18 protein-coding genes are annotated in these 25,956 nt (G+C 37.7%); 9 read left to right on the top strand and 9 right to left on the bottom strand.

What is annotated here, in order from left to right:
* Nucleotides 1-7 precede the first annotated feature (7 nt).
* The 9 genes from A8B79_RS00185 to A8B79_RS00145 all read left to right on the top strand — a co-directional run bounded on the left by A8B79_RS00185 (nucleotide 8) and on the right by A8B79_RS00145 (nucleotide 15,368).
* Nucleotides 8-2,419, top strand: coding sequence for an ABC transporter permease (locus A8B79_RS00185; protein WP_066216382.1), 2,412 nt, complete (start codon nucleotides 8-10; stop codon nucleotides 2,417-2,419).
* A gap of 8 nt (nucleotides 2,420-2,427) precedes the next feature.
* Nucleotides 2,428-4,869 carry an ABC transporter permease gene (locus A8B79_RS00180; protein ID WP_066216379.1) on the top strand — a complete coding sequence of 814 codons (2,442 nt, stop codon included), beginning with the start codon at nucleotides 2,428-2,430 and terminating at the stop codon, nucleotides 4,867-4,869.
* A 12-nt stretch (nucleotides 4,870-4,881) separates the two neighbouring features.
* Nucleotides 4,882-7,296 (top strand): ABC transporter permease, encoded by a 2,415-nt coding sequence (locus A8B79_RS00175; protein WP_066216376.1) that lies wholly within the window; start codon nucleotides 4,882-4,884, stop codon nucleotides 7,294-7,296.
* A gap of 11 nt (nucleotides 7,297-7,307) precedes the next feature.
* A complete protein-coding gene (locus A8B79_RS00170) occupies nucleotides 7,308-9,770 on the top strand; it encodes an ABC transporter permease (RefSeq protein ID WP_076782501.1) in 2,463 nt (820 codons plus the stop codon).
* 7 nt (nucleotides 9,771-9,777) lie between these two features.
* On the top strand, nucleotides 9,778-10,464 hold the full coding sequence (locus A8B79_RS00165; RefSeq protein WP_066216372.1) for an ABC transporter ATP-binding protein: 687 nt from the start codon (nucleotides 9,778-9,780) through the stop codon (nucleotides 10,462-10,464).
* A 2-nt stretch (nucleotides 10,465-10,466) separates the two neighbouring features.
* On the top strand, nucleotides 10,467-10,739 hold the full coding sequence (locus A8B79_RS16105) for a hypothetical protein (protein ID WP_161485119.1): 273 nt from the start codon (nucleotides 10,467-10,469) through the stop codon (nucleotides 10,737-10,739).
* Between the two features lie 46 nt (nucleotides 10,740-10,785).
* A complete protein-coding gene (locus A8B79_RS00155; protein ID WP_161485118.1) occupies nucleotides 10,786-11,757 on the top strand; it encodes a serine hydrolase domain-containing protein in 972 nt (323 codons plus the stop codon).
* Between the two features lie 209 nt (nucleotides 11,758-11,966).
* Entirely contained in the window at nucleotides 11,967-14,429 is a 2,463-nt protein-coding gene (locus A8B79_RS00150) for an ABC transporter permease (protein WP_066216362.1), read from the top strand.
* A 60-nt stretch (nucleotides 14,430-14,489) separates the two neighbouring features.
* Entirely contained in the window at nucleotides 14,490-15,368 is an 879-nt protein-coding gene (locus A8B79_RS00145) for a class I SAM-dependent methyltransferase (RefSeq protein ID WP_066216359.1), read from the top strand.
* Here the strand turns inward: A8B79_RS00145 and mtgA are convergent, their stop codons facing one another.
* From mtgA to A8B79_RS00100, 9 genes are all read right to left on the bottom strand, one after another.
* Nucleotides 15,369-16,319, bottom strand: a complete 951-nt coding sequence (mtgA, locus tag A8B79_RS00140) for a monofunctional biosynthetic peptidoglycan transglycosylase (RefSeq protein WP_066216357.1) — start codon at nucleotides 16,317-16,319, stop codon at nucleotides 15,369-15,371. It abuts the gene before it with no gap.
* Nucleotides 16,320-16,365: 46 nt separating this feature from the next.
* Nucleotides 16,366-17,703: an InlB B-repeat-containing protein gene (locus tag A8B79_RS00135; RefSeq protein ID WP_153038301.1), complete on the bottom strand. Its 1,338-nt coding sequence runs from the start codon at nucleotides 17,701-17,703 to the stop codon at nucleotides 16,366-16,368.
* The gene (locus tag A8B79_RS00130) at nucleotides 17,700-19,007 is read right to left on the bottom strand and encodes a DNA recombination protein RmuC (protein WP_066216352.1); all 1,308 of its coding nucleotides are present in this window, start codon (nucleotides 19,005-19,007) and stop codon (nucleotides 17,700-17,702) included. The genes A8B79_RS00135 and A8B79_RS00130 overlap by 4 nt, the downstream gene beginning before the upstream one ends.
* The gene (locus tag A8B79_RS00125) at nucleotides 19,007-20,290 is read right to left on the bottom strand and encodes an NAD(P)/FAD-dependent oxidoreductase (RefSeq protein ID WP_066216347.1); all 1,284 of its coding nucleotides are present in this window, start codon (nucleotides 20,288-20,290) and stop codon (nucleotides 19,007-19,009) included. The genes A8B79_RS00130 and A8B79_RS00125 overlap by 1 nt, the downstream gene beginning before the upstream one ends.
* Before the next feature lie 5 nt (nucleotides 20,291-20,295).
* Nucleotides 20,296-21,111: an alpha/beta hydrolase gene (locus tag A8B79_RS00120; protein WP_066216344.1), complete on the bottom strand. Its 816-nt coding sequence runs from the start codon at nucleotides 21,109-21,111 to the stop codon at nucleotides 20,296-20,298.
* 275 nt (nucleotides 21,112-21,386) lie between these two features.
* The gene (locus A8B79_RS00115; RefSeq protein ID WP_066216339.1) at nucleotides 21,387-21,920 is read right to left on the bottom strand and encodes a DsrE family protein; all 534 of its coding nucleotides are present in this window, start codon (nucleotides 21,918-21,920) and stop codon (nucleotides 21,387-21,389) included.
* Nucleotides 21,921-22,018: 98 nt separating this feature from the next.
* Nucleotides 22,019-23,179 (bottom strand): DUF3095 family protein, encoded by a 1,161-nt coding sequence (locus A8B79_RS00110; RefSeq protein ID WP_066216336.1) that lies wholly within the window; start codon nucleotides 23,177-23,179, stop codon nucleotides 22,019-22,021.
* Nucleotides 23,180-23,239: 60 nt separating this feature from the next.
* Nucleotides 23,240-24,430, bottom strand: coding sequence for a phosphopentomutase (locus A8B79_RS00105; protein ID WP_442855443.1), 1,191 nt, complete (start codon nucleotides 24,428-24,430; stop codon nucleotides 23,240-23,242).
* The gene (locus A8B79_RS00100) at nucleotides 24,427-25,890 is read right to left on the bottom strand and encodes a hypothetical protein (protein ID WP_066216329.1); all 1,464 of its coding nucleotides are present in this window, start codon (nucleotides 25,888-25,890) and stop codon (nucleotides 24,427-24,429) included. The genes A8B79_RS00105 and A8B79_RS00100 overlap by 4 nt, the downstream gene beginning before the upstream one ends.
* Nucleotides 25,891-25,956 lie beyond the last annotated feature (66 nt).

The raw sequence follows: 25,956 nt of genomic DNA, 5'->3' as shown, positions 1-25,956 counted from the left end.
ATAGATTATGCTTAAAAATTATTTCAAAATTGCGTTTAGAAATCTCTTAAAGAATAAGAGCCAAACTTTCATCAATGTTGGCGGACTTACACTCGGTATAATCTGTGCTATTGTCATTTTTCTGGTCATTCAATTCGATCTCAGTTTTGATAAATGGCATTACGATTCCGATAGAATTTACCGAGTGGTTAGACACGAAACTGAATTCGGAAAAAGTGTTTACTATCGGGGAGGTCCATATCCCCTTGCCGAAGCTATTAGAAATGATGTTACAGGTATTGAGAATTCTACTTTAGTTTTTAATAACCTTGCTAACGAACCGATCATATCATATTACGACAACGGCAATCTTGTTAAGAAATTAAAAGAAAGTGATTTCGCTTTTGCTGATCCCGACTACTTCAACATCTTAACTTATACCTGGTTATCAGGAAACCCTGAAACTGCTATTAAAAATCCTAATACTGCTGTTGTAACTCAAAGTTTTGCAATGAAATTGTTTGGCACAACTGATGTTGTAGGTAAATCAGTAGTCTTTAATGGCGGTACAGCTGCAGATATTGAAATCACAGGCGTAGTTAAGGATATGCCTGAAAACTCAGATTTCCCTTTCACATTTATTGGAGCTAATTCAACTATGGATAGAAATGGAGAAACTGCTGAAAATCCTAGTTGGGGAAGTAACTCAAGCTCGATGCAAACTTACGTCAAGTTGGAGTCCGGCATTACCGAAGAGCAAATCAATGAACAACTCGAAGCACTGATCGTAAAATACCGAAACGAGGAAGTTGCTGCTGAGTTAGATCTCTTTCTACAACCTCTTTCCGAAATTCATTTTGACAGCCGTTTCAGTAATTATAATGGACGCGTTATAGAAAAAAGCATGTTGTTTGCTCTTGGTATAATTGGTCTATTTTTACTTATAGCAGCTTGTATCAACTTCATAAACCTTAATACGGCAATAGCTGTAAGCAGATCGAAAGAAGTAGGATTACGAAAAACCTTAGGAGGAACAAAATCTCAATTAATGCTTCACTTTTTTGGAGAAACAGCTTTTATAACTCTCATAGCCTTAGTACTTGGGGTTGGTTTATCAGAGATTGTTCTTCAAAACATATCCCCTGTTTTAGGATTTTCTCCTGAGATGAACTTCTTATCTAATTTTGAATTACAACTATTTATTGTATCAATATTCCCGTTGGTAACTTTGCTTGCGGGTTGGTATCCGGCTCAACATCTCTCCAATTTTAATCCAATAGAAGCCATCCGAAAACAAATTCAGTCAAACTATGGGAAAGGGCTAACTTTAAGAAGAGGATTGATCGTTGTACAATTTACCATTACTCAGATTTTGATTATTTGCACACTAATAATGGCTTCACAAATAAGATATTTTCAAGATCAGGAATTAGGTTTTGAAAAAGAAGCTGTTGTTCAGGTTCCCATCCAAAATGAGGATATGCCGATTCTTAATGTTTTCAAAAGCTCATTAATGAATAAAACTACTATTCAAAATGTCAGCTTCTCCAACACCGGAACAACAAGCAACAGTGTTTGGGGTGGAAATTATATAATGACCGAAGACTCCATTAGGCACGAAAATTCTGGCCAAGTCAAATTCATTGATGAAAATTTTATTGACACCTATGGACTCACCTTGCTGGCCGGTACAAATATACAACCATCCGATACTGTTAACGCTTATATAGTGAATCAGTCATTTGCAAAAGAAGTTGGGTATGGGGATAACCTATCGGGCTTGATCGGTAAAACAACTTCCATGTGGGGAACAGAGGCCCCTATTGTTGGAGTAGTTAAAGACTTTAATACTCAATCTTTACATGAAGATTTGGCTCCGGTTTTATTGGCTCCCAGAAAAAGCTTCTTTCTCTCAGCTGTTAAAATTAACACCTCCAGAACTAAAGAAGCTTTGGGTGATATCGAAAGAGCTTTTAATTCAGCGTTCCCGGATTTGGTATTTGAATACTCATTTCTGGATGAATCGATAGAAAGCATGTATGAAGATGAACAACGTACAGCAAAAATTATGAATGCATTTACTTTAATTGCAATCATAATTGGTTCTTTGGGACTATTTGGGCTTGTTTCTTACATGTCTACAACCAGAACCAAAGAAATAGGTGTTCGAAAAGTACTGGGGGCAAACCTACTGGATATTCTAAAATTATTTGGAACAGAACTGGCTCTTTTAACTGGAATTTCGTTTGTGATTGCGGCCCCTATTTCATGGTATTTGATGAGAAACTGGCTTGAAGAATTTGCTTATAAAATTGAGCTTGGAATTGGAATCTTTCTGATCGCACTTTCGGGAATCTTATTGATATCTGTATTAACCATAGGATATAAGTCGCTCAAAGCCGCACTTGCAAATCCGATTGAATCTCTAAAAAGCGAATAGGAATCATTATGTTTAGAAATTACCTGAAGATCACACTTAGAAACCTTTGGAATAATAAGAGCTACTCGTTCATAAATATAGTAGGACTGGCATTTGGTTTAGCCAGCTGTATCATTATTCTTTTGTATGTTAACAACGAATTAAGCTACGACAAGCATCACAAAAAAGCGGACAGGATAGCTCGTGTGGCCTCCTTTATTGATTTTTCAGGTAGTTATTTAGAGTTAGCTACTACTTCAGCTCCCATGGGACCAACTCTGAGAAACGACTACACAGAAGTAGAGGATATGGTGCGTTTTCGTCCCAGAGGAGAATTCCTTGTACGCTCCGGTGACATAAATATCAAAGAAAGCGATATCATATTCAGTGATCCATCCGTCTTTAATGTATTCACAATTCCGGTAATTCATGGCAATGCTGAAACTGCATTATTAGAACCCTACACATTAGCCTTATCCAGATCAAAAGCTTTAAAGTATTTTGGAACGGAATATGTTGTTGGTAAAACCCTTCTGCTGGATGATGATCAAACATTTGAGATCACTGCAGTGTATGAAGATATGCCTGAGACTTCTCATTTCAATTTCGAGTTTCTTCTTTCCATGGAAACTAATGCAGATGAGGCAAATAACGGCGTCTGGATTAGCAATAACTTCAGAACTTATTTACTGCTTAAAGAAGGAACCGACTTAAATGCTTTTGAAGAGAATTTTAAAAGCATCAAAAAAACTTATATAGAACCTCAGCTTATTCAGTTTACCGGAAATACTCTTGAAGATTTTCAGGAAGCTGGGAACAGTATTGAATATGAACTGCAACCCCTTACTGATATTCATTTATACTCAGATCTAGTTGCAGAATTTGAGCCAAATGGAAACATAAAATACGTTTTCCTCTTTTCAGGCCTGGCCGGGTTTATCCTGATACTCGCCTGTATCAACTTCATGAATTTATCAACGGCACGTTCAGTAAAAAGAGCTAAAGAAGTTGGAATTCGTAAAACACTTGGATCGGTTAGAAAACAACTGGTTACTCAATTCTTTACTGAGTCTATACTTCTTTGCTTGTTTTCTTTTCTGATTGCTCTGTTGATAGTGGAACTTACTCTGCCCTTCTTTAGCAATCTCTCAGGAACCAACCTTATATCTAACTACTTTTCAAACACTAATTTGATTCTTTCAATTGCAGGAATTGTTTTGCTAACGGGATTATTATCCGGAAGCTACCCCGCTGTTATGTTATCAGGATTTCAACCTATAAAAGTTTTAAAAGGTGTATTAGATAAAGGTACAAGCAGATTCAGAAGTCTGTTGGTTGTATTTCAATTTAGTGTTTCTTTGGTTGTAATTATTGGATTACTGGTAATTAATAAGCAGTTAGACTTTATCCAAAATCAATCGTTAGGATTTCAGAAAGAACAAACTGTAATTATCCACGATGCATATACACTGGACACCAATTTGAATGTGTATAAAGAAGAATTACTGAAAGAGCCCGAATTCAAAAATGCTACCATTTCAAGCTATTTACCGGTCAGTGGTTTTTCAATGAACGATCAAACCTTTTGGCCTAAAGGGGACGATCCTGTTCAGGGAAATACTTCTTCGTCTCAAGTGTGGCGTGTAGACACTGATTATATCCCTACTTTAGGAATGGAGATCATTGAAGGACGAAATTTCTCTGAAGACCGAGGAGCTGATGAAAACACAGTGATCCTGAACGAAGCTCTTGCCAATCGCTTCGGGTTTGAAGAGCCTTTAGGTGAAGTCATTACAACTTTCACTCAAAGACCTGATGGAAGTTTTGACACCGAAAACTTACTCGAGTTTACAGTAATTGGAATTGTTAAGAACTTTCATTTCAGATCGCTTAAGGAAAATATTGCTCCTCTTGGCCTTTTCAAAGGTAACAGTAGAGGAAATGTTATCTTTAAAATTGACTCTCAGGATGCAGGAACCGCACTAGCCAAACTTGAAAATTCCTGGAAAGAGATGGCTCCCGGTCAACCGTTCAATTATTCTTTTCTGGACGAGCGCTTTGATCGGATGTACCGAACGGAAAACAGAGTGAGTAATCTGGTTTTTGCTTTTTCGGTCTTGATAATAATTATAGCCTGTCTTGGTCTGTTCGGACTATCGGCTTACAGTGCTGAACAAAGAACTAAAGAAATTGGCATACGAAAAGTTCTGGGAGCCAGCGTATCGGGTATAGTTTCTTTGGTTTCAAAAGACTTCCTCAAATTGATACTGATCAGTTTCTTAATTGCAGCTCCGGTTGGTTACTTCATTATGCAGCAATGGCTCAAGGAATTTACTTACAAGACCAATATCGGATTTGATGTATTCCTTATCTCAGGAATTGGAATCATCCTGATTGCATCTATTACAGTTAGCTGGCAATCCATAAAAGCAGCTCTGACAAACCCGGTTAAATCATTAAAAAGCGAATAGAGAGGTATCACCATGCTTAGAAATTACTTCAAAATTGCCTGGAGAAACTTAGTCCGTAATAAATCTTACGCTGTGCTAAACGTTTTAGGCTTATCAGTAGGCTTGGCGTGTTGTATAATAATTACACTATATGTGACTAATGAGCTTTCTTATGATAAGTTCCATGATAACTACAATGAACTTTATCGTGTTGTAGAAACCATGGAAGTTGAAGGAAAAGAAGAAACATATGCCAGTACTTTTTCTGCATTAGCACCATCATTGAAAAACTCCTTCCCGGAAATTGAAAATATCACTCACCTATACCCTGTCGCAGGACTGGTGACCGGACCGAATAACAAGAAATTTCAGGAAGATAAGATCATTTTAGCTGACTCCTCCTTTTTGGAAATGTTTTCGTTTAAAATGTTGCTAGGCGATGAAAAAAGCGCCCTTGATCAGCCGTTAACAATGGTGATAACTTCATCCGTGGCTACCAAGTTTTTTGGAAATGAAAACCCTGTCGGAAAAACACTCAGTTTCAAAGATACCAGAAATGTTTTCGACTTTGAGATAACAGGAGTAGTGGAAGATTCACCCTCTAACTCGCACATCAATTTTGATTATGTGATATCGTATGAGAGCTTAAAATCGTTAAGACCTTGGGAGTACAATGTAAAGTATTACCCTCCAATGTATACGTACGCACAGATTTCTGATCCAAATACAGCAGATAAAATTGAATCATATCTCCCTGAATTTTCATCTCTGTATTATGGGGAAGACAATAGCTATATGAATGCCTTTTCACTTCAACCTTTGTCTGATATTCACCTGAGATCCAATCTTCAGAATGAACTTTCTTCAAACTTCGATATAACATACATCTATATATTCTTAGCTATTTCCGGTTTTATCTTGATCATTGCTTGTATCAATTTTATGAATCTTGCTACCGCCAGCTCTATGAAAAGAATAAAAGAAGTTGGTATGCGCAAAACCCTTGGAGCTGAAAAAAGCCAACTTATCAGACAGTTTTTAAGCGAGTCTTTATTGATGACGACGCTTAGCTTGGCTATAGCGGTATTCATTGTTGAAGCTGTACTTCCCTACTTTAATATTATTGCAGAAAAATCCATTGAGTTTTCTCTATTCAGTAGTTGGGAACCTATTGTTGTATTTATTGGACTGATCTTGGTTGTGGGAACAATTTCCGGAAGTTACCCCGCCTTCTATCTGTCATCATTTCGGCCAATACAAAGTTTAAAAGGAGAGAAAGCCCGACAAAGCTTTTCCAGTATCTTTTTTAGACGTGGATTGGTCGTTTTTCAGTTTTTCATATCAACAGGTTTGATCTTTGGAACGGTTATAGTAACACAACAACTGGATTTTTTAAAAAACTCTAAGCTTGGCTTTGATAAGGAAGAAGTTCTCATGATTCAGATGCGCGAAACTTCCGATCAGATCAATGCAAATTCTTTAAAACAAGAATTATTGACTGTTCCAGGAGTTAAGAGTGTTTCAGCCGCTTCAGGAGTTCCGGGAATAGCTTCCGGTATTCATGGGTTTACAGTTATTCCTGAAAGCAATCGAGCAGACTCTTCTATTTTACAAACACTGACGGTTGATTTCGGCTATTTGAACACATTGGGAATAGATGTGCAACAAGGAAGAAATTTCTCAGAAGAATATGGAACGGATGAAGCTTCAGCATTCATCATCAATAAAACGGCTGCGAATAAATTCAATTGGGAAAACCCGGTAGGAGAAGAACTTACTTTAAAATACTGGCTGGCAGATCAAGTTTCTAAAAAAGGTCAAGTAATTGGAGTAGTTGACGACTTCCAATACAACTCCCTTCATACATCCATCGACCCTGTAATTATTCATGTACTAAAGGGAACTTATTATCATGATTATCTGGCTCTGAAGCTTTCAACTAATGATCTGCAATCTGTTATCTCGGATCTGGAGTCGAAATGGGCTGCTTTCAATCCGGAAAGACCGATGGAATACGCTTTTTTAGATGATACCTTTGACGCACTTTACCGCTCTGAAACCAGACTGAGTAATATTTTCAACATTTTTGCCGTACTGGCAGTGTTCATTGCCTGCTTAGGATTATTCGGGCTGGCATCTTATAGTACTGAACAACGATTTAAAGAAATTGGAATTAGAAAAGTACTAGGAGCAAAGGTCACGGATATTGTCCGTTTATTGGGTAAAGAATTTACAGTTTTGGTTTTCATCTCTTTATGTATCGGGTTTCCGGTAGCATACTTTGCCACCTCAAAATGGTTGAATAATTTTGCCGAACGAATTGATGTCAGTATCTGGCTGTTCCTGTTCAGCTCTTTAACAGTTCTTTTTGTTGCATGGGCTACCATAAGTTTTCAAACAGTAAAAGCGGCATTAATGGACCCGGTTAAGTCATTAAAAAGTGAATAAAGAATAACACTATGTTTAGGAACTATCTCAAAATTGCACTGCGTAATCTTAAGAAATACAAGATAGATTCATTTATTAGTTTATCGGGACTCGCTATCGGTCTTTGTTGTTGTATCATCCTTATCATGTATGTGCGTTTTGAATGGTCTTATGATAATTTTCATACTAATAATGATTCTATTTATCGACTTACGGAACAGACGGTTAATTCCAGAAATAATGAGATTAGACATAACACAGTCCATCCCTACCCTCAATCCATAGCTTTGGAAGAAGAATTCCCGGAAATTAAAACTCTTATTAATATCTCCGGAGGAAGTGCCCAGTTCTTAAAAGATGGAAAATATATATTAGAACCCATAAAGCTTGCAGACCCTGAGTTCCTTTCTGAATTTACATTTCCGCTGATCTATGGAGATTCAAAAACTGCTCTTAGCAATGTCGACAATATTGTGATCACGGAATCAGCTGCAAATAAGTACTTCGGAAAAACAAACGCAGTTGGTGAATTAATGACAATCCGTTTGAGAGACGAACCCAAGGATTTTATGGTTGCAGGAATCGCAAAAGATGTTCCTGCTAATTCAAGCATTCAATTTAATTTTTTACTTCCTTTTGAAAATCAAATAAGTAGTGCTCCAGCAAAAGAACAAAAAACCTTAAGAGAAAGTTGGTATATCGGTTTTTTGGAAACCTGGATCACATTAAAAGAAGATGCTACTAAAAAAGATCTCGAAGCTAAGTTTCCGGCATTTCTGGAACGCCATTATGGAAATAGTTGGGTTGAACGAAATCAGATTAAATATGCACTACAGCCTTTATCACAAGTGTATTTTAATGAAAACTATCGTTCCGGGGTTACACAAAGCTCGAACAAAACATACTCACTCATTCTTGGGAGTATTGCTCTCGTCATTCTCTTGATTGCAGGAATCAATTTCATGTCACTTACTTTAAGTCGATACACTTCCCGATATCACGAGATCGGTATTCGAAAAACTGTAGGAGCCATCAGACATCAAATTAAATTTCAAATTATCGGAGAAGTTTTTATAACCTGTTCTTTTGCAATTATCCTTGGAATAGTTTTAGCTGAATTATTAGCTCCTTTTTCCGATGTTTTGTTTCAAAAAGAACTTGACCTCAGCCTTATTTCTGACCCAGTTCTGTGGATATCAGTGCTTGGGCTTTTAATAATTTTGACTCTTATCACTAGCTTGTATCCTGCTGTAAAGATCTCAGGAAAAAATGCCACCTCTCTTTTTTCAGATGACAGATCTGCACAAAAAATCCCAATGCTGATCAAAGGACTTATAGTCGTTCAATTCGGGCTTGCAATAACCCTTATGATAGGCACTTATGTGATGCAAGGTCAGATCAATTTTATCCTGAATAAAGATCTGGGCTTTAATCCTGAAAATGTAGTTGCTGTAGAAATTAATTCTGAGCTCCAAAATGCGTTGAAAATCGGACAACTTTATTCTACTGAAGCAGAAAGAATTCCGGGTGTACTTTCAACCTCAGTAACCGCCGGAGAATACCGAGATTTTTCTGAATATGGAATAGTTGATATTGGTATGGCACAAATGATGTCATCCACAACACTTACACAACTTGGAGACGGAATCCCTTCTGAGGCTGTTGATGCTCAGTATCTTCAAACAATGGATATCGAATTACTGACCGGAGTAAATTTTTCAAAACAAGCTAATACCTTTCCTTCTGATGAGATAATTGTTAATCAGGCTTTTGTTGACGCTATGGGTTGGGATAATCCGATTGGGCAAATCCTTGAAGATAAACCTGAAAATCAGGGCTGGGTTGGACCATTTGACGGAAAAAAAATAATTGGGGTTATCGAAAACTATCATTTTAAAAGTCTGTACGATCCACTTCAGCCAATGGTTCTTCAACATATTGAAACCGGTGACCAAAATCCCGGTACTATCCTCGTTCGTCTTTCTTCAGATAGAATGTCGGAAACGGTTTCTAATCTGAAATCACTCTGGAATTCCATTGCAGAACAAGAAGCCTTTAATTTGGCTTTTATGGATGATATGGTTCAACGTCAGTATAATGAAGAGATTCGTTGGAATCGTATTATCCGAATATCATCTATGGCTTCTATCTTATTGGCTTGTTTTGGGCTTTTCGGCTTGTCTGCATTAGTAGCACAAAGACGGATTAAGGAAATTGGAATCCGAAAAGTTTTCGGAGCCTCTATTAAGAATATTCTGGTTCTGATTTCCAAAGATTTTGTTCTATTGGTTATTTGTGGATTTGCAATTTCTGCACCAGTTGCTTGGTACTTGAGTAATCAATGGCTTACCGGTTTTAGTTACAAAATTGACCTTGATGCTCTTCCCTTTTTATACGGTGGATTAACAGTTCTTTTAATAGCCTTAACAACTGTAAGCTGGCAATCGGTAAAAGCAGCGCTCCAAAATCCCGTAGAAAATCTTAGAAATGAATAAATAATTTATGATCAAACTCAGAAACATAGACCGATACATCGACAAACGACTTCAGCGAAACTTCATCCTTAAAGGAATTGATCTGGATATCGCTGAAGGTGATTTTATAAGTATCATGGGTCCCAGTGGCGCCGGAAAATCCACATTGCTTAATATTATTGGTTTTCTGGATGATGCCAATGAAGGTGAGTATTATTTTTTGGATGAACCTGTTCATGGACTGAATGAAAAGCAGAAATCAGAGTATCACAGATCTTATATAGGTTTTGTTTTTCAGGCGTATCATTTGATTGACGAGCTTACTGTTTATGAAAATATTGAAATGCCCCTCCTCTATCGAAAAGTAAAAGGAAGTCAGCGCAAAAGTATGGTCGCGGATATGCTGGATCGTTTTAATATTGTCGCAAAAAAAGATCTGTTTCCTAATCAGCTCTCCGGTGGGCAACAACAACTGGTTGGAGTAGCACGAGCTTTGATCGGAAGCCCTAAACTCATCTTAGCTGACGAACCAACCGGTAATCTGCATTCAGATCAAAGCAAAGAGATCATGGAAACCTTTAAGAAATTAAACAAAGAAGACGGAGTTACTATTATTCAGGTAACTCATTCTGATGAAATGGCATCCTATGGAGATCGGATCATCAATCTTCAGGATGGTGCTGTCACCGAAAACAATCCCTATGAGGAGGAATGATCATGCAAAACGTAAGAGTTCAATTCACGATCCCAAATGTTGAAAAAGTTGCTAACCTTGATATTCACGTGAATGGAGAACAAAGGAGTCTTAAATTTCGGGTTGAAACATTCAACTGGGATTCTGATAATGGCAGTTCTGAAGATCTGGTAAATATTCTGAGAGACCGAATCCAAAATTATGATTCTCAATGGGAATTATATCATATTGGTGCTCCGCAAGAACATAGCATACCGATTACATTTCGATTCAATGAAAAAAATTCTGAGAACTAAATTTTATTTACAAATAAACATTCTCCTTTTGGGGTTCTGCTTTTTCGTGAATACGGAACTGAAAAGTCAGTCTGTAGAAAGATCTGATCTGAATGCCATTTTCCAAAAAGCCGATCAAATTGAACGGGTTCGCACCCTTATAATTCAACAAAAGGGTACAAGACTAGCAGAAAAATCCTTTGATGGGAGGAATCTAAGCCATCCTTTTAATATTAAGTCTGCTTCAAAAAGCATTATTGGTTTACTAACCGGAATTGCCATTGAAAAAGGATTTATCCCTTCCATCGAAGAACCTATAAAAACGTATTTCCCTGAGTATTTCGAAGAAAACCCGGATTCCCTTAAAGAATCTATTACCATCCGCAATTTACTCACTATGCAAACAGGTTTGAGGTCAACCAGCTCGGGTAACTACGGAGCTTGGGTAATTAGTGATAATTGGGTTAAATATGCTCTGGATCAGGATTTCGTATCTCAAATAGACGGAAGAATGGTATATAGTACCGGGACTTCTCATCTGTTGTCTGTCATTATTACAAAAGCGAGCGGAATATCTACAAAAGCTTTTGCTGAAAAATACTTGTTCGGTCCAATGAACATTCGTGTGGGCGGTTGGGATAAAGATCCACAGGGAAATTATATGGGTGGTAATAACCTTGCTTTAAAACCTGCTGATCTGGTCAAGATCGGTCAATTAATGCTCGATAATGGAAGATATGGTGACGAACAACTAGTCTCAAAAGATTGGGTTAGTGAGTCATTCGGTACATATACCTACAGTAACTACAATCCATATGGATATGGTTACCAATGGTGGAACCAATCAATTGGAGGTTACAAGACTTTCTTTGCCTGGGGAAGCGGTGGACAATATATATTTATAATTCCCGAACTTGAAACGGTAGTTGTGATCACTTCTTCAACTGCAACTACTGATCGCAGAAGAAGTTATAAAACTCCGGTATTTGAGCTTGTTCAGTTTGATATAATTCCCTTTCTGGAATCTCGCATCAATTAAAAATGAACTTTTAAAACCAAAAAACACTTCTTAGACAGAATTTGGTTTTTCAAATTGTTTTTGTGTTATCCTAGTTTTAATAATTTGTAACAATCTGAACCTGATTTACTCTATTACCTGTACGAGAATAAACTTCTCCGGGGAACAAAAAATAATGGCTTAGGTGTTTGTAGCAAATTTTCTGAGTTGCTGTCTGGCAGGATTCATGCATGTTTAAAAATTATATTAAAATTGCTATAAGAAATCTCCTTAAAAATAAGGCGTATTCTCTTATAAATATTTTAGGTCTTTCTATTGGTCTGGCAACAAGCCTTCTGATATTGTTGTATGTAGTAAATGAATGGAGTTATGATCTGTTTCATAGTAAATCTGAACGTCTTTTTCGTGTTGTTCAAACTATGGAGTCTGAAACTAATGTTGAAGAAGATGCCACTACACCTTTTCTTTTGGGGCCCGTTCTGGACGCTGAATTCCCGGACCTGATCGAAAAATCAGTTCGGTTTTATAATCTTCAGGAGAATTCTCATACCTTCAGAAATAAACAAAAAGGAGTCTCTTTTAAAGAGAGCAATTTCTATTTCGTTGATTCTACTTTTTTTAGCGTCTTTTCTGCAGAACTTCTTAGAGGAAGCCCAACTGAGGTTTTAAAAAATCCCGGTTCACTTGTAATCAGTGAAGAGCTTTCTGAAAAATACTTTGGGAATGAAGACCCTGTTGGCAAAATACTCAACTACAAGGGTGTAATTGACTTCACAGTTACAGGAGTTATGAAGCCCTGGCCGGATCGATCTCATATGGAAGTGGATCTCATTGCTTCATTTAGCAGTCTTAATCAAATATACAGCGCTGATCAGGAATATGACCAAAACTGGCTTTGGAACCCTATCTGGACTTACCTTCTCCTTGAAGAAGGAATCGATGCTACTGACCTGGAAGCTCAACTCTCTGCTGTCGAGGAAAATTATTTCTACGCTTATTCTGGTTGGCCGGTTGGTGAAACCATTTCGCTTTCGTTACAACCTATCTCTGATATTCATTTATACTCAGATCTGAATCAGGAAATGGAAGTGAACAGCTCCGATCTTTATCTGTATATCTTATTAGTCGTTGCCGGTTTCATTTTGATCATAGCGTGTATAAACTTTATGAATTTATCTACAGCCCGATCTCTGGAACGAAGTCGGGAAGTTGGAATGAGAAAAGTTCTTGGTGGCTACAGAAAACAATTGTTTTATCAGTTTATTGGTGAGTCATTCCTGATCTGCCTGATCGCTATTGTAATCGGACTTTTACTGGTTTTTGCCTCCCTGCCATACTTTGGAGAAATGGTTGGAATTGAACTTTCTTTAAATCTTTTCTCACATTTTGCAATTATCCCCGGGCTTTTACTGCTCACTGTTTTTGTAGGCTTATTTGCCGGATCCTATCCTGCTATTTATCTTTCCTCTTTTGAACCTGTGGATGTTCTTAAGGGTTCGGCTGTACAAGGAAAGAAAAGTGCTCTGTTTCGTAAAATGTTGGTCACCTTTCAGTTTACCCTTTCAATAGTTTTGATAATTGGCACTGCAGTTATTTATAAACAGATCCAATTTATTCAAAATAAAGATCTGGGATTTGATGAAAGCTCTGTTGTACTATTGCCAACCAAACAAAATCTGGTAGCCTGGGAATTTGAGACCTTTAAGGAGAAGGTACTTTCTTTTTCACAGATCGAATCAATTACAGGTTTAAGTAAAATTATAGGCTCTGAAAAACAGGAAAATTATCACGTTGTTCCTGAAAAATTTGGAGAAAGCAATGATGAATTGAATCTGGCATTTCATACTACTCACGATCTTGTAGAAACATTTGATCTGAAATTAATCGCCGGTCGGTCTTTCTCCAAAGATTTTGCAACTGATGCTGAACAGGCGGTTCTGATCAATCGTAAAATGCTGGAAAAGCTGGAGCTGAATAACCCGGATGAAGCCTTGGGTGAGGTCTTCTATTTTTATCCTAAAGACGGAGGAAGGAAAGCTAAATCAGTGATCGGCGTTTTGGAAGACTTCAATTACGCCTCACTTAAAAAAGAAATCGAGCCTCTTACTATTTCATTAGTCGAAGGCACTATCCCTTTTTTGGGCTATATAGAACACACTGCTGTGGAAATTGCTCCCGGAAACCCAAAAGAAGCACTTGCTCATATAGAAAAAGTATGGAAAGAAGTTAACCCGATAGATCCATTTGAATTTCAGTTTCTTGACGATCGTTTAGCTCAGATCTATGAAACGGAGAAAACCATGAGTACACTTTCTCTGGCGTTTTCAATACTCTGTATTCTTATCGCTTCACTTGGCTTACTTGGGCTTGCGTCTTACTCCGCTCAACTTAAGGAAAAAGAGATCGGAATCAGGAAAAGTCTGGGAGCTTCTGTTACTGATATCGTTAAATTACTGTCTAAAGACTTCCTGACTCTTATTGCCATTGCAAATCTCATTGCATGGCCACTCACATATATAATAGCTCAGAACTGGCTCGAAAACTTTCCTTATCGATTTGATATCACTTTCACTCTGCCCATCATTTTTATAGGTTCAGGTATTTTTATAATGATCATAGCTTTGGCTACAATAAGCTACCATGCATTAAAAGCTGCTCTTGTAAACCCTGTTGATGCAATTCAAAATAATTAGAGCGAAATTTAATCTGTATTATCCGAAACAGTTTTTTCATTTTTATGGTTAAGTTCAGAGATGGCAAATAAACTATCTCTTACTGCATCATACATCGCTGTAAAGTTTTACGGGCTAACGTTGAATCCCAAGATCGCTTCCTTTTTCACTCCTTTTACTATCAGCTTCTATGGAAAGGTAGTGTCTTATTTACCAGCCAAACTGAGCTGGAATCAAACGGCATTCCGCGTACGGTTTTGGAGAAACTTCTTTGTCTGGTGGGAAGAACTGCTGCTTCCCGGAGACCTGATGCATATCATTTCCCGAAAATATTATGTCGAGCATGCTGTCCGGAAAGCCATTAATGAGGGATGTGAGCAACTTGTAGTTCTCGGTTCGGGATTTGATCATAACGGAGCATTATTTGCCTCTGAAGATATACCATCTTTCGAGATAGACACTCCTTCCATGATAGAGCATAAACGAAAAATGCTTACTCAAAATGGTTTTAATTCAGAATTCCTGAACTTGTGCCCAATCGACCCCGCTAACCAGAACATAAAAGAAGTGCTTTCAGAAACAGGGGAATTTGATCCCAACAGAAAAACCGTTTTTCTTGCGGAAGGCTTCTTCGATTATTTATCCCTCGACAGTACCCGGGTTATACTGGAAAACATAACTGATATGTGTCCTGATCTAAAACTGATCAGTACTTTTTTTGATCTGAGTGAACTGAACTTCTTCCATCGGTTTATGTTTACGAGCGGAGTAGCTATGGTCGGTGAAACATTAAAACTTCCTCTTAACAGGAAAGAGTATATATCTCTATTGAATGAGTTTGATCTTAAAGTTGAAAATGAAACGAGCTATTTAAAGATTGAAAAGGAACTGATCTCAAAAATGAATCTTGACCTTCCTGTACTTAAAGGATTCTATGTTCTGGAAAGCACAAAATGTTGATCAGAATCTGAATTCCCGATTTTTTACAGAATCTGTAGTCGAACTGTCCGGTTTTTCAGTTCTATCAGAACTTATCCCACTTAGTGAAAGCCCTACTCTGGAAATCTGAATTCTGTTTATAAATGGAGCATCAAAAGTAAAAGAAGAATCTGTTTGTACCGAGTCTTGCATAACTTCAGGTTCAGGATAATTGTAATAAGCAATTCCACTCAGGTTCATCATATTCTTGAGTATCCAATCCTTTCTTTCCTTCACATATGGAGAAGCAGGCTCCACTCTCATTCTTTTCGGGTTGGGAAGAACAGCCGCCATACGCGCCGACTCATCGTCTTTCAAAAATTCAGCTTCTTTATCAAAAAAGTGATCCGATGCTTTTCCTATTCCATATACACCCGGACCAAATTCAGCAATATTCAAATAGATTTCCAACACACGTTCTTTGCCCCAAAGTGCATCTATGGTTAAAGCCAATCCCGCTTCTGCACCTTTTCTCACAAAGTTCTTATCGCTACTCAAGAAAAGATTTTTAGCAACTTGTTGAGTGATTGTACTGGCTCCACGGACTCTCTCCCCTTTTTCCATTTCCTGATAGGCTTCAGCTATCGCCACCAGATCAATTCCGGGGTGCTCCCAGAATTTCTGATCTTCTGATGCAACTACAGCCCACTTAATATTCTGTGGAATATCTTCATACTCTACCCATCTTTCTTTCAGGCTGTATCTTTCCACTCCGATCTCTTCCCAGTCTTCCTGAAGAGTAAATGCCGTAAAAGATGGATTTACCCATTTAAGAGAAACCAGCACTAAAAAAGAAATTAAAACAAATCCGACGAAGCTGATCGAAGCCCACTTCATCGTCTTTTTGGTATAAACCCAAGTTTTTGAAGCAATTTCTCTAAGATCGGTTTTTTGCTCCTCATTTTCCGAATGTTCAAAATCTATGTAATCCATACCCTCTTATAGACCTGCTAACGGATTTTGTTCTGAGGTTTAACAATTAATCCGTTCGTTTCACATCTTTAAAACATTTGTAAGAAATAGTGAAGCTATCTTTCTTTGGGTTGCCCGTGCTTCTTTCTTTTCTATCTCTTGTAAAATATTTTGGAAATTTATTGTCTTCTAAAAAACTCGAATACTTATAAACTTCTTCTTCCAAGACTAGAGTTCTATTTCTATATCTCTCTTCTTCGATTTTTCCGATTCTTAAGGAAGCAGGATTATAATTTAAAACAATACCTCCTTCACTCATTAAAGCATCGTACGTTGCACCGATAAAACCATTTCTCCCTAAAACATCGGTAAAAATTGAGGGCGCTTCATCAAAGGTAGTTATATGTGTTGTCGTTCCTATCTCATTAGTCAGACATTCATTTTCGTATGTATAATCTACATAGTAATGAGAGGTATCTCTTGATACACCATAAATTTGGAAATTTCTACCCTCAAAATGTGACATACCACACACTGAGTCGTAGTCTATCCTATCCGAAATAAATTCTTCAGTTCCATTGAATTGAGAATGAAGAAATCTAAACTCCGTAAGTTTTTTATCATTCCAAATAAAATTGTATTGACCTCTCACATCGCTATCATATTTATAATCCAAGTAAATCATATTTCCATTGCTATACTCTAGAGAAACATCAACACCATTCAGCGAGTTTTCACCATTTCGTAAATAATCTATTTCTTTCCTATAGCTTATTAAATATCTCCCATCGTAATCGAAAGAATAATCAAGAATTTTAACCGAATCGCTATCGCTCTTTAAATTAAACCCTTGTAGTGAAGTTGGAACACAGTACGTTTCAAGCTCTACAAAACTAGCTGTAAGGTTCACCTCTTCAGTGATCAAAATTTCCAGAGTGTCTTTTTCAGAATCAATATATCCAGTCCATTTCTCGAACTTCCATCCCTCTTCAGCAACTGCTACTAATCTCACCTTAGTACCTACTTCATAATCGGTTTTTGATTTTATAACTGATTCCAGTACATCTCCCATTCCTTCTTGCGATATATTCAACGAATACTTTCTCTTGGTAAAATTAGCTATTAAACTTTCATCTTTAGCCATAGAGAATTTCAGAGGATTTTCAGAAGAGTTAATACTTCCTTCCCAATTCAAAAAGACAAAAAATTCATTCGAATAAGCAACCAATTCAACTTCTTCATTCTTTTTAATCAATGTATCATTTAAAACATTTAGATTACCTGAATTCACAGGATTAATCTCAAGAGTTAAATCATAATATATAGTTTTGTCGTCACCACAAGAGCTAATTCCAAATAATGAAAAGACTAATAGAATTTTGATACACGTTAGCTGAGACATCATTCTTGTTTTTTGAAATTATCAGGAAGTTTCTTTGTAGCTTTAACACCCAATTTACGCAGCTTCTCAACTTGCCCTACTAAGTTTCCCGCTCCTTTCGACAAACGATTCATAGCTGTATCGTAGCTATCTTGGGTTTGACGAATTCGAGTTCCGATGTCATCCATGCTTTCTACAAAACCAACGAATTTATCATACAGTGCACCACCACGATCTGCAATCTCCAGTGCGTACTTATTTTGCCTGTCGCGCTTCCAGATGGTATTTATGGTAAAGAGTGTGGCTAACAACGTTGAAGGGCTCACGATCACTATATTCTTTTCGAACGCTTCATTATACAAATTCGGCTCGCTTTGCAATGCGGCTGCAAATGCCGGTTCAACAGGAATAAAAAGCAAAACAAAATCTGGGGTTTTATCTGCGTAGATCTGTGGATAGTTTTTATCACTCAATCCTTTTACATGAGCTTTTACGGATAATACATGCTGCTTCAATGCAGACTGAATTTCTGTTTCATCCTCAGCTGATGTAAATCGTTCAAACGCAGTTAAAGACACTTTGGAATCCACGATCAGGAATTTCTCGTCCGGAAGTTTAACGACTACATCCGGTTGTAATCTTCTGCCGTCATCGGTGGTTTCGCTTTGTTGAGTAAAATATTCTTCATCCTTACGCAATCCGGATTTTTCCAAGATACTGCCCAGCACTACTTCTCCCCAATTTCCCTGTGCTTTGGAATCTCCTTTTAAAGCTTTGGTCAGATTTTTAGCGTCTTCACTCATTTGTTGATTGAGTTGAACCATATTTTTGATCTGCTCCCTTAAACCCGATCGCTCCTGAGTTCCTTTTTCGTAGGTTTCTTCCACTTTCTTTTTGAACTCTTCCAGTTTGAGCCCAAGCGGATTCAATATTTGATCTAAACTCTCTTTATTCTGTTTACTAAATTTCTCTGATTTTTCATCCAGTATCTTATTGGCAAGATTTTCGAACTGAACTTTCAGTTCTTCCTGCATGTTCGCCAGTTCACCTTTCTGCTCAGCTAGCTTTTCCTGAAGCGAACTGTAATCTGATTTTAAACCGGCTAGTTGTCGATCAAGATCAGCGCTTCTGTCTCTTTCTTCTTTTAGCTGAGATTCTTTTTCCTGCTGAAGAGCTTCCAGCTTTTGCTCGGTTTCGGTGAGCTGCTCATCCAAATTCGAATTCCTTTCTTCCAGTCTGGAAGTCTCTGATTTCGATTTAAAATGAGCGATGAAAAACCCTGCGGTTGCTCCTACTGCCAATGCTATAACTGCTAAAATGTAATCCATTAATCTTTTTCTCTATTTTTAAAAGGGCGAATTATCAGGCGAATCCCTTTATCGTAAGTTATGTAATTCTGGGTCCAGTTAATTAAAGCAACAACTCTGTTTCTGAATCCTACCAGAGCCATCAAGTGTACGAACATCCAAACCAACCATGCTAATATTCCGTCAAAGAAAAACTTCCCGACTTCTGCCACAGCTTTGTTTCTTCCTATCGTAGCCATCGAACCTTTATCAGAATATGAAAAGGGTGTCATTTCTTTTCCCTTTGCTAAGCTATTCAGATTTTTTGCTAACAAACCTCCCTGTTGAATAGCCGTTTGAGCTACCATAGGATCGCCATTTGGGTTTTCGTCAGATTTCATCAAACACACATCTCCGATACAATAGATCTCATCATAACCTTCAACTCTATTATATTGATCGACAAGGACTCTCCCACGTTCGATAGATTTTGAATCTAAGCCGTCAATTAAATTTCCCGAAACACCCGCAGCCCAAACTAATGTTTTTGAAGGCAGTTCTTTATTATTAGTTTTTACAGTTGAACCATCAAAGTTTTCAACTTTGGTATTTAACCAGACATTAACGCCCATTTTAGTCAAATACTCTTTGGCTTTTTCGCCGGCTTTGGGATCCATTGTTCCCAGAAGTGTATCGGTTGCCTCAACCAGATGAACATTCATTCTTCTCAAGTCAAGATCAGGATAGTCTTTGGGTAAAACATGTTTTTTTAATTCTGCTAAAGCCCCTGAAAGCTCAACTCCTGTAGGACCGCCACCTACTACCACATAATTCATTAAACGCTCCCTTTCCTCCAGATCACTTGTTAAAAGTGAGGCTTCGCAATTTTCCAGAATAAGACTCCGAAGATTCAAAGCATCCGTCACTGATTTAAGCGCCATGCTTTTTTCTTCAATCACTTTATTACCAAAGTAGTTTGTTTTGCTCCCTGTGGCTATTATCAGGAAATCATAATTAATTGGACCAGCTTCGGTGACAAGTCTTTTATTTTCTGAATCAATTTTAAGTGCCTTGGTATTTCTGAAATAGAATTCTGATTTTTTCCAGAGGATCTTTCGAAGAGGATATGCAATGGAGTCAGGCTCCAGTCCCGAGGTTGCAACCTGATATAACAAGGGCTGAAAATTATGATAGTTATTTTTGTCTATAAGCACTACCTGATAATATTTTGAAGAGATTTGGTTCAGTATCTTCAAACCACCAAAACCACCTCCTATTACTACAACTCTCTTTAAGTTTGATTCAGGAATATTAAGTGCTGACATTTTAACTACATGTTTTTTAATATTTCAGGTGTTTTTCTCCGAACTTCTTTATTGAAAAAAAGTCCGTTATGTCTTTGTCCTTCCAACATATAATGTTGATCGTTTCCATCCAAGAATTGATTTAATTTTATTGCTCTTTCTACAGGCAACACCTGATCATTTTCTGCATAAAAAACAGTAATGGGTTCATCGATCTTTTGCAGAGCCAGATCTGTTCTTAGCGGATATCGAACCAAAAATGAAGGCAGAAAAGGGTACGCTGCATTTTTCATATCCACCATGCTGTAATAAGGTGTCCACAGCATTAATCCTTTTGGATCATTAGCTGCAGCAACCTGCGCCGCAATTCCTGAACCCATAGAATAACCAAGCAGAAAAATAGTCGATTCCTCGTACTCTTTGGTCATTTCATTATAGAGAATCATCATGTCTCCAACCAGATCTTCTTCATTTTTGAGCATCCCTGTACTTTTACCAAATCCGCGGTAATCAGGATACAAGACATCATATCCTTCGTTCATGAACAAGCTAAATTTTGCGGGACTGGTATCATTATTTCCTGCATTTCCGTGAAAATAGATCACTAGTCCTTTGGCTGAATCCTCTACTTTTGCGTGTATAGCATGAATTTGAGCATTATCAGTGGCTTCAAAAAACCGTTCTTCGAAATCAAAATCGTAATTATAAGTATGATCTACTGGTAATGGGCGCGGACTGAATAGAATTGAATTCTGAATGTTATAGAAATAAACACACACTGCAACGTACAAAATACAAAATGTGATAAAAGTAGCTAGTAAAGATTTTTTTGTCTTGGACATGGAAGACTTTTGAGTTCTTTTGAAGCTACAAATACCAACCGAAAGAAGTTCGATAATTTGTAATTGCTGTAATATTTATTAAACGCTAAGGTCATCCTGAACTCGTTTCAGGATCTTTGTGAAGCCTATATCTAAAACATTGGCAGATTTATAGCCAGAGACACACCTTAAGATCCCGAAATAAATTCGGAATGACCTGCTTGCAATGTTTAGATTGGTCTAAATAAATTTTTCTACTAATTATATGATATCTAAATGGATAACCATATAACAACTCAATTAAAAACCATCTGATGATATCCTTTATGCATATATGTTGTCACAACTGTCAACATAGAAAGTCCGATCTTTATCTGAGAATTCACTTCATCATGTTCATAATTTCGGGCCAGTAAAGATTGACCGCACACGTATAACTCAACACCAGCTTCCTTTAACTCGTCGATTAGTTGCAGATTAGGATTATCCAGTTCGTATTTCTTTTGATATGCTTCGTTATTGAGGATCACATCCGTTGCACCACCATGTATTGCAACAGCCACATTCAGGTTTTCAGCTTTCACTCCACCTAATCCATGAAGATTCAACATTCTGGCAACATTATTGAGTCCGGGATTTATGCTTTCTTTGTCTCTCTGCAGAGTTTTGAGATCTACTACAATTTTATACTCAATTTCTGAATCGGGATTTATCGCTCCTTCAATTTCATATATGGTGCCATAGTTTTTAATAATCGGATTGACTCCTTTTTGGGCAAAAGCGTTCACTGTACAAACTAGTACTATAAAAATGGTAACTGAGTATTTCATGTCTTTTTTGTTTTAGCTGTTAGCACTTAGCCGTTAGCCAATTCGAAGCATTTGCTAACGGCTATCAGCTAAAAGCTTATTTGATTAAATTTCAGGTTCTAGTTACTACCAAATTTTGTCTTCAATACTCCGGCAGCTTTGGTATATCCACCATCTCCTCCATCCACGAAATGTATATGTTGATCTTTCCGGTCTCTCACGTAGCAAGACATAATGCTTTCTTTACTCCGATGTGTACCAAATTGTATCTCTGCATCATATTCCATCTTGTTCAGAAATTTTTCCAATTCATCGTGCTGTGTTTTCAACCCGGATATTACTGTATTTATGCGTCCATCAAGTACTAATGTATCTGTTAGCTCTACAAGCGTATTCAGATATTCTTGTCCTTCTTCATTGAATCGCAGATAAAACTTACCAACAGCGGTAGAGAATGTTCTCTTCAGAAAAAATTTAAAATTTCTGGAACCGTGCTTTATTTTCATTTCTGAGTTTATTCTATCCAGAGTAGCGTTCAGACTTAATCCTGCGATACTGATCGGGCTTCTCTTTTTATGTGGACCATAAATTTTCTCAATTTTATCCAGCACTTTCTTATACACAGGACCCTGATCGTCTCTGTTGCAGGCGTTTACCAATAAACATAAAATTTCATGTTGATCTTGGGGTGGTTTGATTCGGTCCCACCTGCATTCCATTCCTTCCAGATTTAATATATTCTTCAGCACTTCAGGCGACTTATAAGAATCGTTTTCGCCTTTTATAATTCTTTCCACATAATGAAGACCGCCTCCAAGAATAACCGGTATAGAAAGATGTTCATTGATCTTTCCTTTAGCCAGTTTCAGCTTATATCCGTTTTCATAAACTTCCGACACAGGCATGTTTCCTACCCGCAAAAAAAGATCGAAATTATCAAAACTGTTGTGCTGATGTTCATTCAGAGCGTTCAGGCAATCTTCCAGTATTTCAGAAGGAATCAAAAGAGTGGCTCCATCTCCGCCGAAAAAGAAAGGAATTGTAATTTTAGCTTCATGAGCTATATTCAAAACTGCAATAATGCTTCCGGTGGCGATCAGATTCACCACTTCATGATTTCCTGAATTTATTGATCGAGTGGAATCTAAAATATCAGTTATAACAACGTGCCAATCAGAGGGTACATCCGCAAACAGTTCTTCTTTCTGCAACAATGAACCGGTGGATTGCCTGTATTCGGTAAGCTCGGAATAAAACTGGGAGTTGCTCTTGATATTCATTACATCAGAGGGTAGGAAATTCTGTATAGAATGCAAAGAAGGCTTTCAGGAAAACCAGATTTACTTTAGAAAACTCTTTCCCGGAAACGAAGACTTGACCTCAAAAAAATCAGCAACAGATACAGCAACGTCCGCAAAGGTTCCCCGAGTTCCCAAATTCATAGATCCGTCTGACGGGTTATCCGTCAGATGGAGGGTTTTGCTTTTTGGATACACCAACAAAGGCACAAACTCTCTTGAATGATCGGTGGAATTCGAGCACGGGTCATTACCATGATCGCCGGTAATTACAAGCACATCATCAGCTTTTAACTTAGAAAGAATTGCAGGAATGGCTCTGTCGAATTCTTCCAGACTCTTACCAAAACCTTCAGGATCCAGCCTGTGACCATATAACTGATCGGTATCTATCAGGTTTACAAAAACAAAGCTATTTTTGACTGCCGACATCGCCGAAAGCAGCTGGGATATTCCTTCCGCATTATTTTTGGTTTTGCGGTATTGCGAAAACCCTTTCCCTGCAAAAAGATCTACTACTTTACCAATAGAGTAAGTCTTAATTCCATTTGCCTGAAGCACTTCGTTAATATTATTCTCAGGAGGAATTGCAGAATAATCTTTTCGCTGATCAGAAATTCGATCGTACGGATACGTTCCGGTAAAAGGTCTTGCTATAACTCTGCCAACTTCATGTTCACCAACACAGATTTCCTTTCTGGCAAATTCACACCATTCATAAAGCATTTCAACAGAGGCCACGTCTTCATGACAAGCAACCTGAAAAACACTGTCTGCAGATGTATATACAATCGGATATCCGGTTTTGATATGTTCCTCACCATAATCCCGAATTACATCTGTACCTGAATAGGGAAGATTACACAGTGCTTTTTCGACTCCAATTCCTTTACAAAATTTCTCGATCACATCTTCAGGAAATCCATTTGGGTACGTTGGAAATGGTTTTTCGAGATGAATACCTGCTATTTCCCAATGTCCTGTTGTGGAATCTTTGCCGGCGGATACTTCCCTCATTTTTCCAAAAGCCGCAGTCGGATTTTCTTCTTCAGGAACTGATGACAAAGGAATAATATTTCCAATTCCCATCTTGCCCAGATTCGGAAGTTTACATTGAGTTTCTTCACTCACATTACCAAGCGTGTTCATCCCTTCGTCGCCGTAGAGATGAGCATCTTCCTGAGCGCCGACACCTAATCCATCAACTATTATGAGATAAAAGTTTCCCATTATGCCACAACCGCAACCACTTCAGAATCATTTACAGCTTCCGCGTGTGCTTTTTTCGCTTTCGTAAGAACCTGATAAGAGTTTGAGCAATCCTCACTCAGCTGCGTTAATCCTATTTTGAACCTGATATTTATGGTGTGTCCGTTCGATAACCTGAGTCCATGTGCAAGACGGGTTTTAAATTTTTCTATCCATGCTTCAACAGCATCTTCTTTATCACTTTGAATGATGAAGCTGTACACGTAATCCGAGTTAAAGCCAATAAATCCCGGAAAACCATATACACTTGGATTCAGAAACCGAACAAAGTCTTCCTGTATCTTCTGAAGCTCTTCAAGTCGGAATTTAGTTCGTAAAGCTGAAATATCATCCGGAGAAATCAAACCAAACCAAGTTTTGGTTCTGGAAGCACTTCCTGTTCTCTTTAATTCTGTATCTACCGTTGCTTCCCATAACTCGGGCATATATGCATCGAAACTGTGCGTGAGCAGATCCGTGGTCATTGACGCTTTATTCAGCGTGGCCTGAATAGTTAAGCTTGCAACACGAACTAAGTTTGAAAGTTTATGTTTGGTGGAATCTTTAAATGACAGAGGATCATCATCACTCACAACAACCACGGCTTGTCTGCGGTCATGTATTACGATCGGAATGGCATAACTAGCCCCTTCTGTAATTCCTTCTCCGCTGGAAATTCGCTTGGGGTTATTATTGAAGTGCATCGAAAATACCGGCTCACCTTTTTCAAGAGCGTCGTAAGCAACACTTTTGTCCTCAACTTTGAGTCCAATTTTACCCGGTTTTGCTGACTTTTCTGAATTCAAAACAACATTCCAGGTATCCATTCCATGACAAAGCAGTGAAACGTTTCCCTTGGGAATACAACTTTGCATTTCATTCAGCATGGTTTTCAAAATTTCTACTTTATGCTGACGGGGATTGAACTTCGAAAGTGATTTTTCATACACTTCCCATTCTTTCTGTTGCTCATGCAGATCTACCACTTCCAGATAGGTATCCAATACATTTACAAGTGCATTGTTATATGAAAGTATCTGATCTTTGATCCGCTCTACTTCAATATCCAGATCGCTTTCAAGAACTGTGATCGCAACTGTTTCTCCTTTGTTTCTGAATGGTACCAGCACCATGGTTTTAGCCTGTACAAAATCGAAATAGTGCATCAATTTACCTTTGGCAATATCCTCACCTACTTTCAGGACTGTAATATCTTCGATCTCTTTATAGTCGTTCAGGAAATGATGCTCAAAATTCACACGATCCTGAAACATCACATTTGGCAAAACTGTGCTGTTTGTTTCCCATACAAATTGTTGCCTGGAGTGATTTACCCAGCACATGTACGTAAGTTGCACTCTGGTTGAAGTTCTCAACAAGTGTACCAGATCTTCCATGATCTGTTTAAATTCCCGTAGTGCTTTATCCTGCCTGTCTAATGCCATCTAAATTCTGTAGAATAAATTCCAAATAACAAATTACAATGTAACAATTGATTTTTGTTCTTTGAA

Source organism: Balneola sp. EhC07, from assembly GCF_001650905.1.
GTDB lineage: Bacteria > Bacteroidota > Rhodothermia > Balneolales > Balneolaceae > Balneola.
The sequence above is the reverse complement of the archived record's forward strand: the minus strand, read 5'-3'. Positions and strand labels throughout refer to the sequence as shown.

Coding starts and splice junctions, on each gene's coding strand:
- A8B79_RS00115 (WP_066216339.1), bottom strand. CDS start 21,920: ATGAAATACTCAGTTACCATTTTTATAGTACTAGTTTGTACAGTGAAC.
- A8B79_RS00125 (WP_066216347.1), bottom strand. CDS start 20,290: ATGTCAGCACTTAATATTCCTGAATCAAACTTAAAGAGAGTTGTAGTA.
- A8B79_RS00120 (WP_066216344.1), bottom strand. CDS start 21,111: ATGTCCAAGACAAAAAAATCTTTACTAGCTACTTTTATCACATTTTGT.
- A8B79_RS00145 (WP_066216359.1), top strand. CDS start 14,490: ATGGCAAATAAACTATCTCTTACTGCATCATACATCGCTGTAAAGTTT.
- A8B79_RS00175 (WP_066216376.1), top strand. CDS start 4,882: ATGCTTAGAAATTACTTCAAAATTGCCTGGAGAAACTTAGTCCGTAAT.
- A8B79_RS00135 (WP_153038301.1), bottom strand. CDS start 17,703: ATGATGTCTCAGCTAACGTGTATCAAAATTCTATTAGTCTTTTCATTA.
- mtgA (WP_066216357.1), bottom strand. CDS start 16,319: ATGGATTACATAGATTTTGAACATTCGGAAAATGAGGAGCAAAAAACC.
- A8B79_RS00180 (WP_066216379.1), top strand. CDS start 2,428: ATGTTTAGAAATTACCTGAAGATCACACTTAGAAACCTTTGGAATAAT.
- A8B79_RS00100 (WP_066216329.1), bottom strand. CDS start 25,890: ATGGCATTAGACAGGCAGGATAAAGCACTACGGGAATTTAAACAGATC.
- A8B79_RS00165 (WP_066216372.1), top strand. CDS start 9,778: ATGATCAAACTCAGAAACATAGACCGATACATCGACAAACGACTTCAG.
- A8B79_RS00130 (WP_066216352.1), bottom strand. CDS start 19,007: ATGGATTACATTTTAGCAGTTATAGCATTGGCAGTAGGAGCAACCGCA.
- A8B79_RS00110 (WP_066216336.1), bottom strand. CDS start 23,179: ATGAATATCAAGAGCAACTCCCAGTTTTATTCCGAGCTTACCGAATAC.
- A8B79_RS16105 (WP_161485119.1), top strand. CDS start 10,467: ATGCAAAACGTAAGAGTTCAATTCACGATCCCAAATGTTGAAAAAGTT.
- A8B79_RS00170 (WP_076782501.1), top strand. CDS start 7,308: ATGTTTAGGAACTATCTCAAAATTGCACTGCGTAATCTTAAGAAATAC.
- A8B79_RS00185 (WP_066216382.1), top strand. CDS start 8: ATGCTTAAAAATTATTTCAAAATTGCGTTTAGAAATCTCTTAAAGAAT.
- A8B79_RS00150 (WP_066216362.1), top strand. CDS start 11,967: ATGTTTAAAAATTATATTAAAATTGCTATAAGAAATCTCCTTAAAAAT.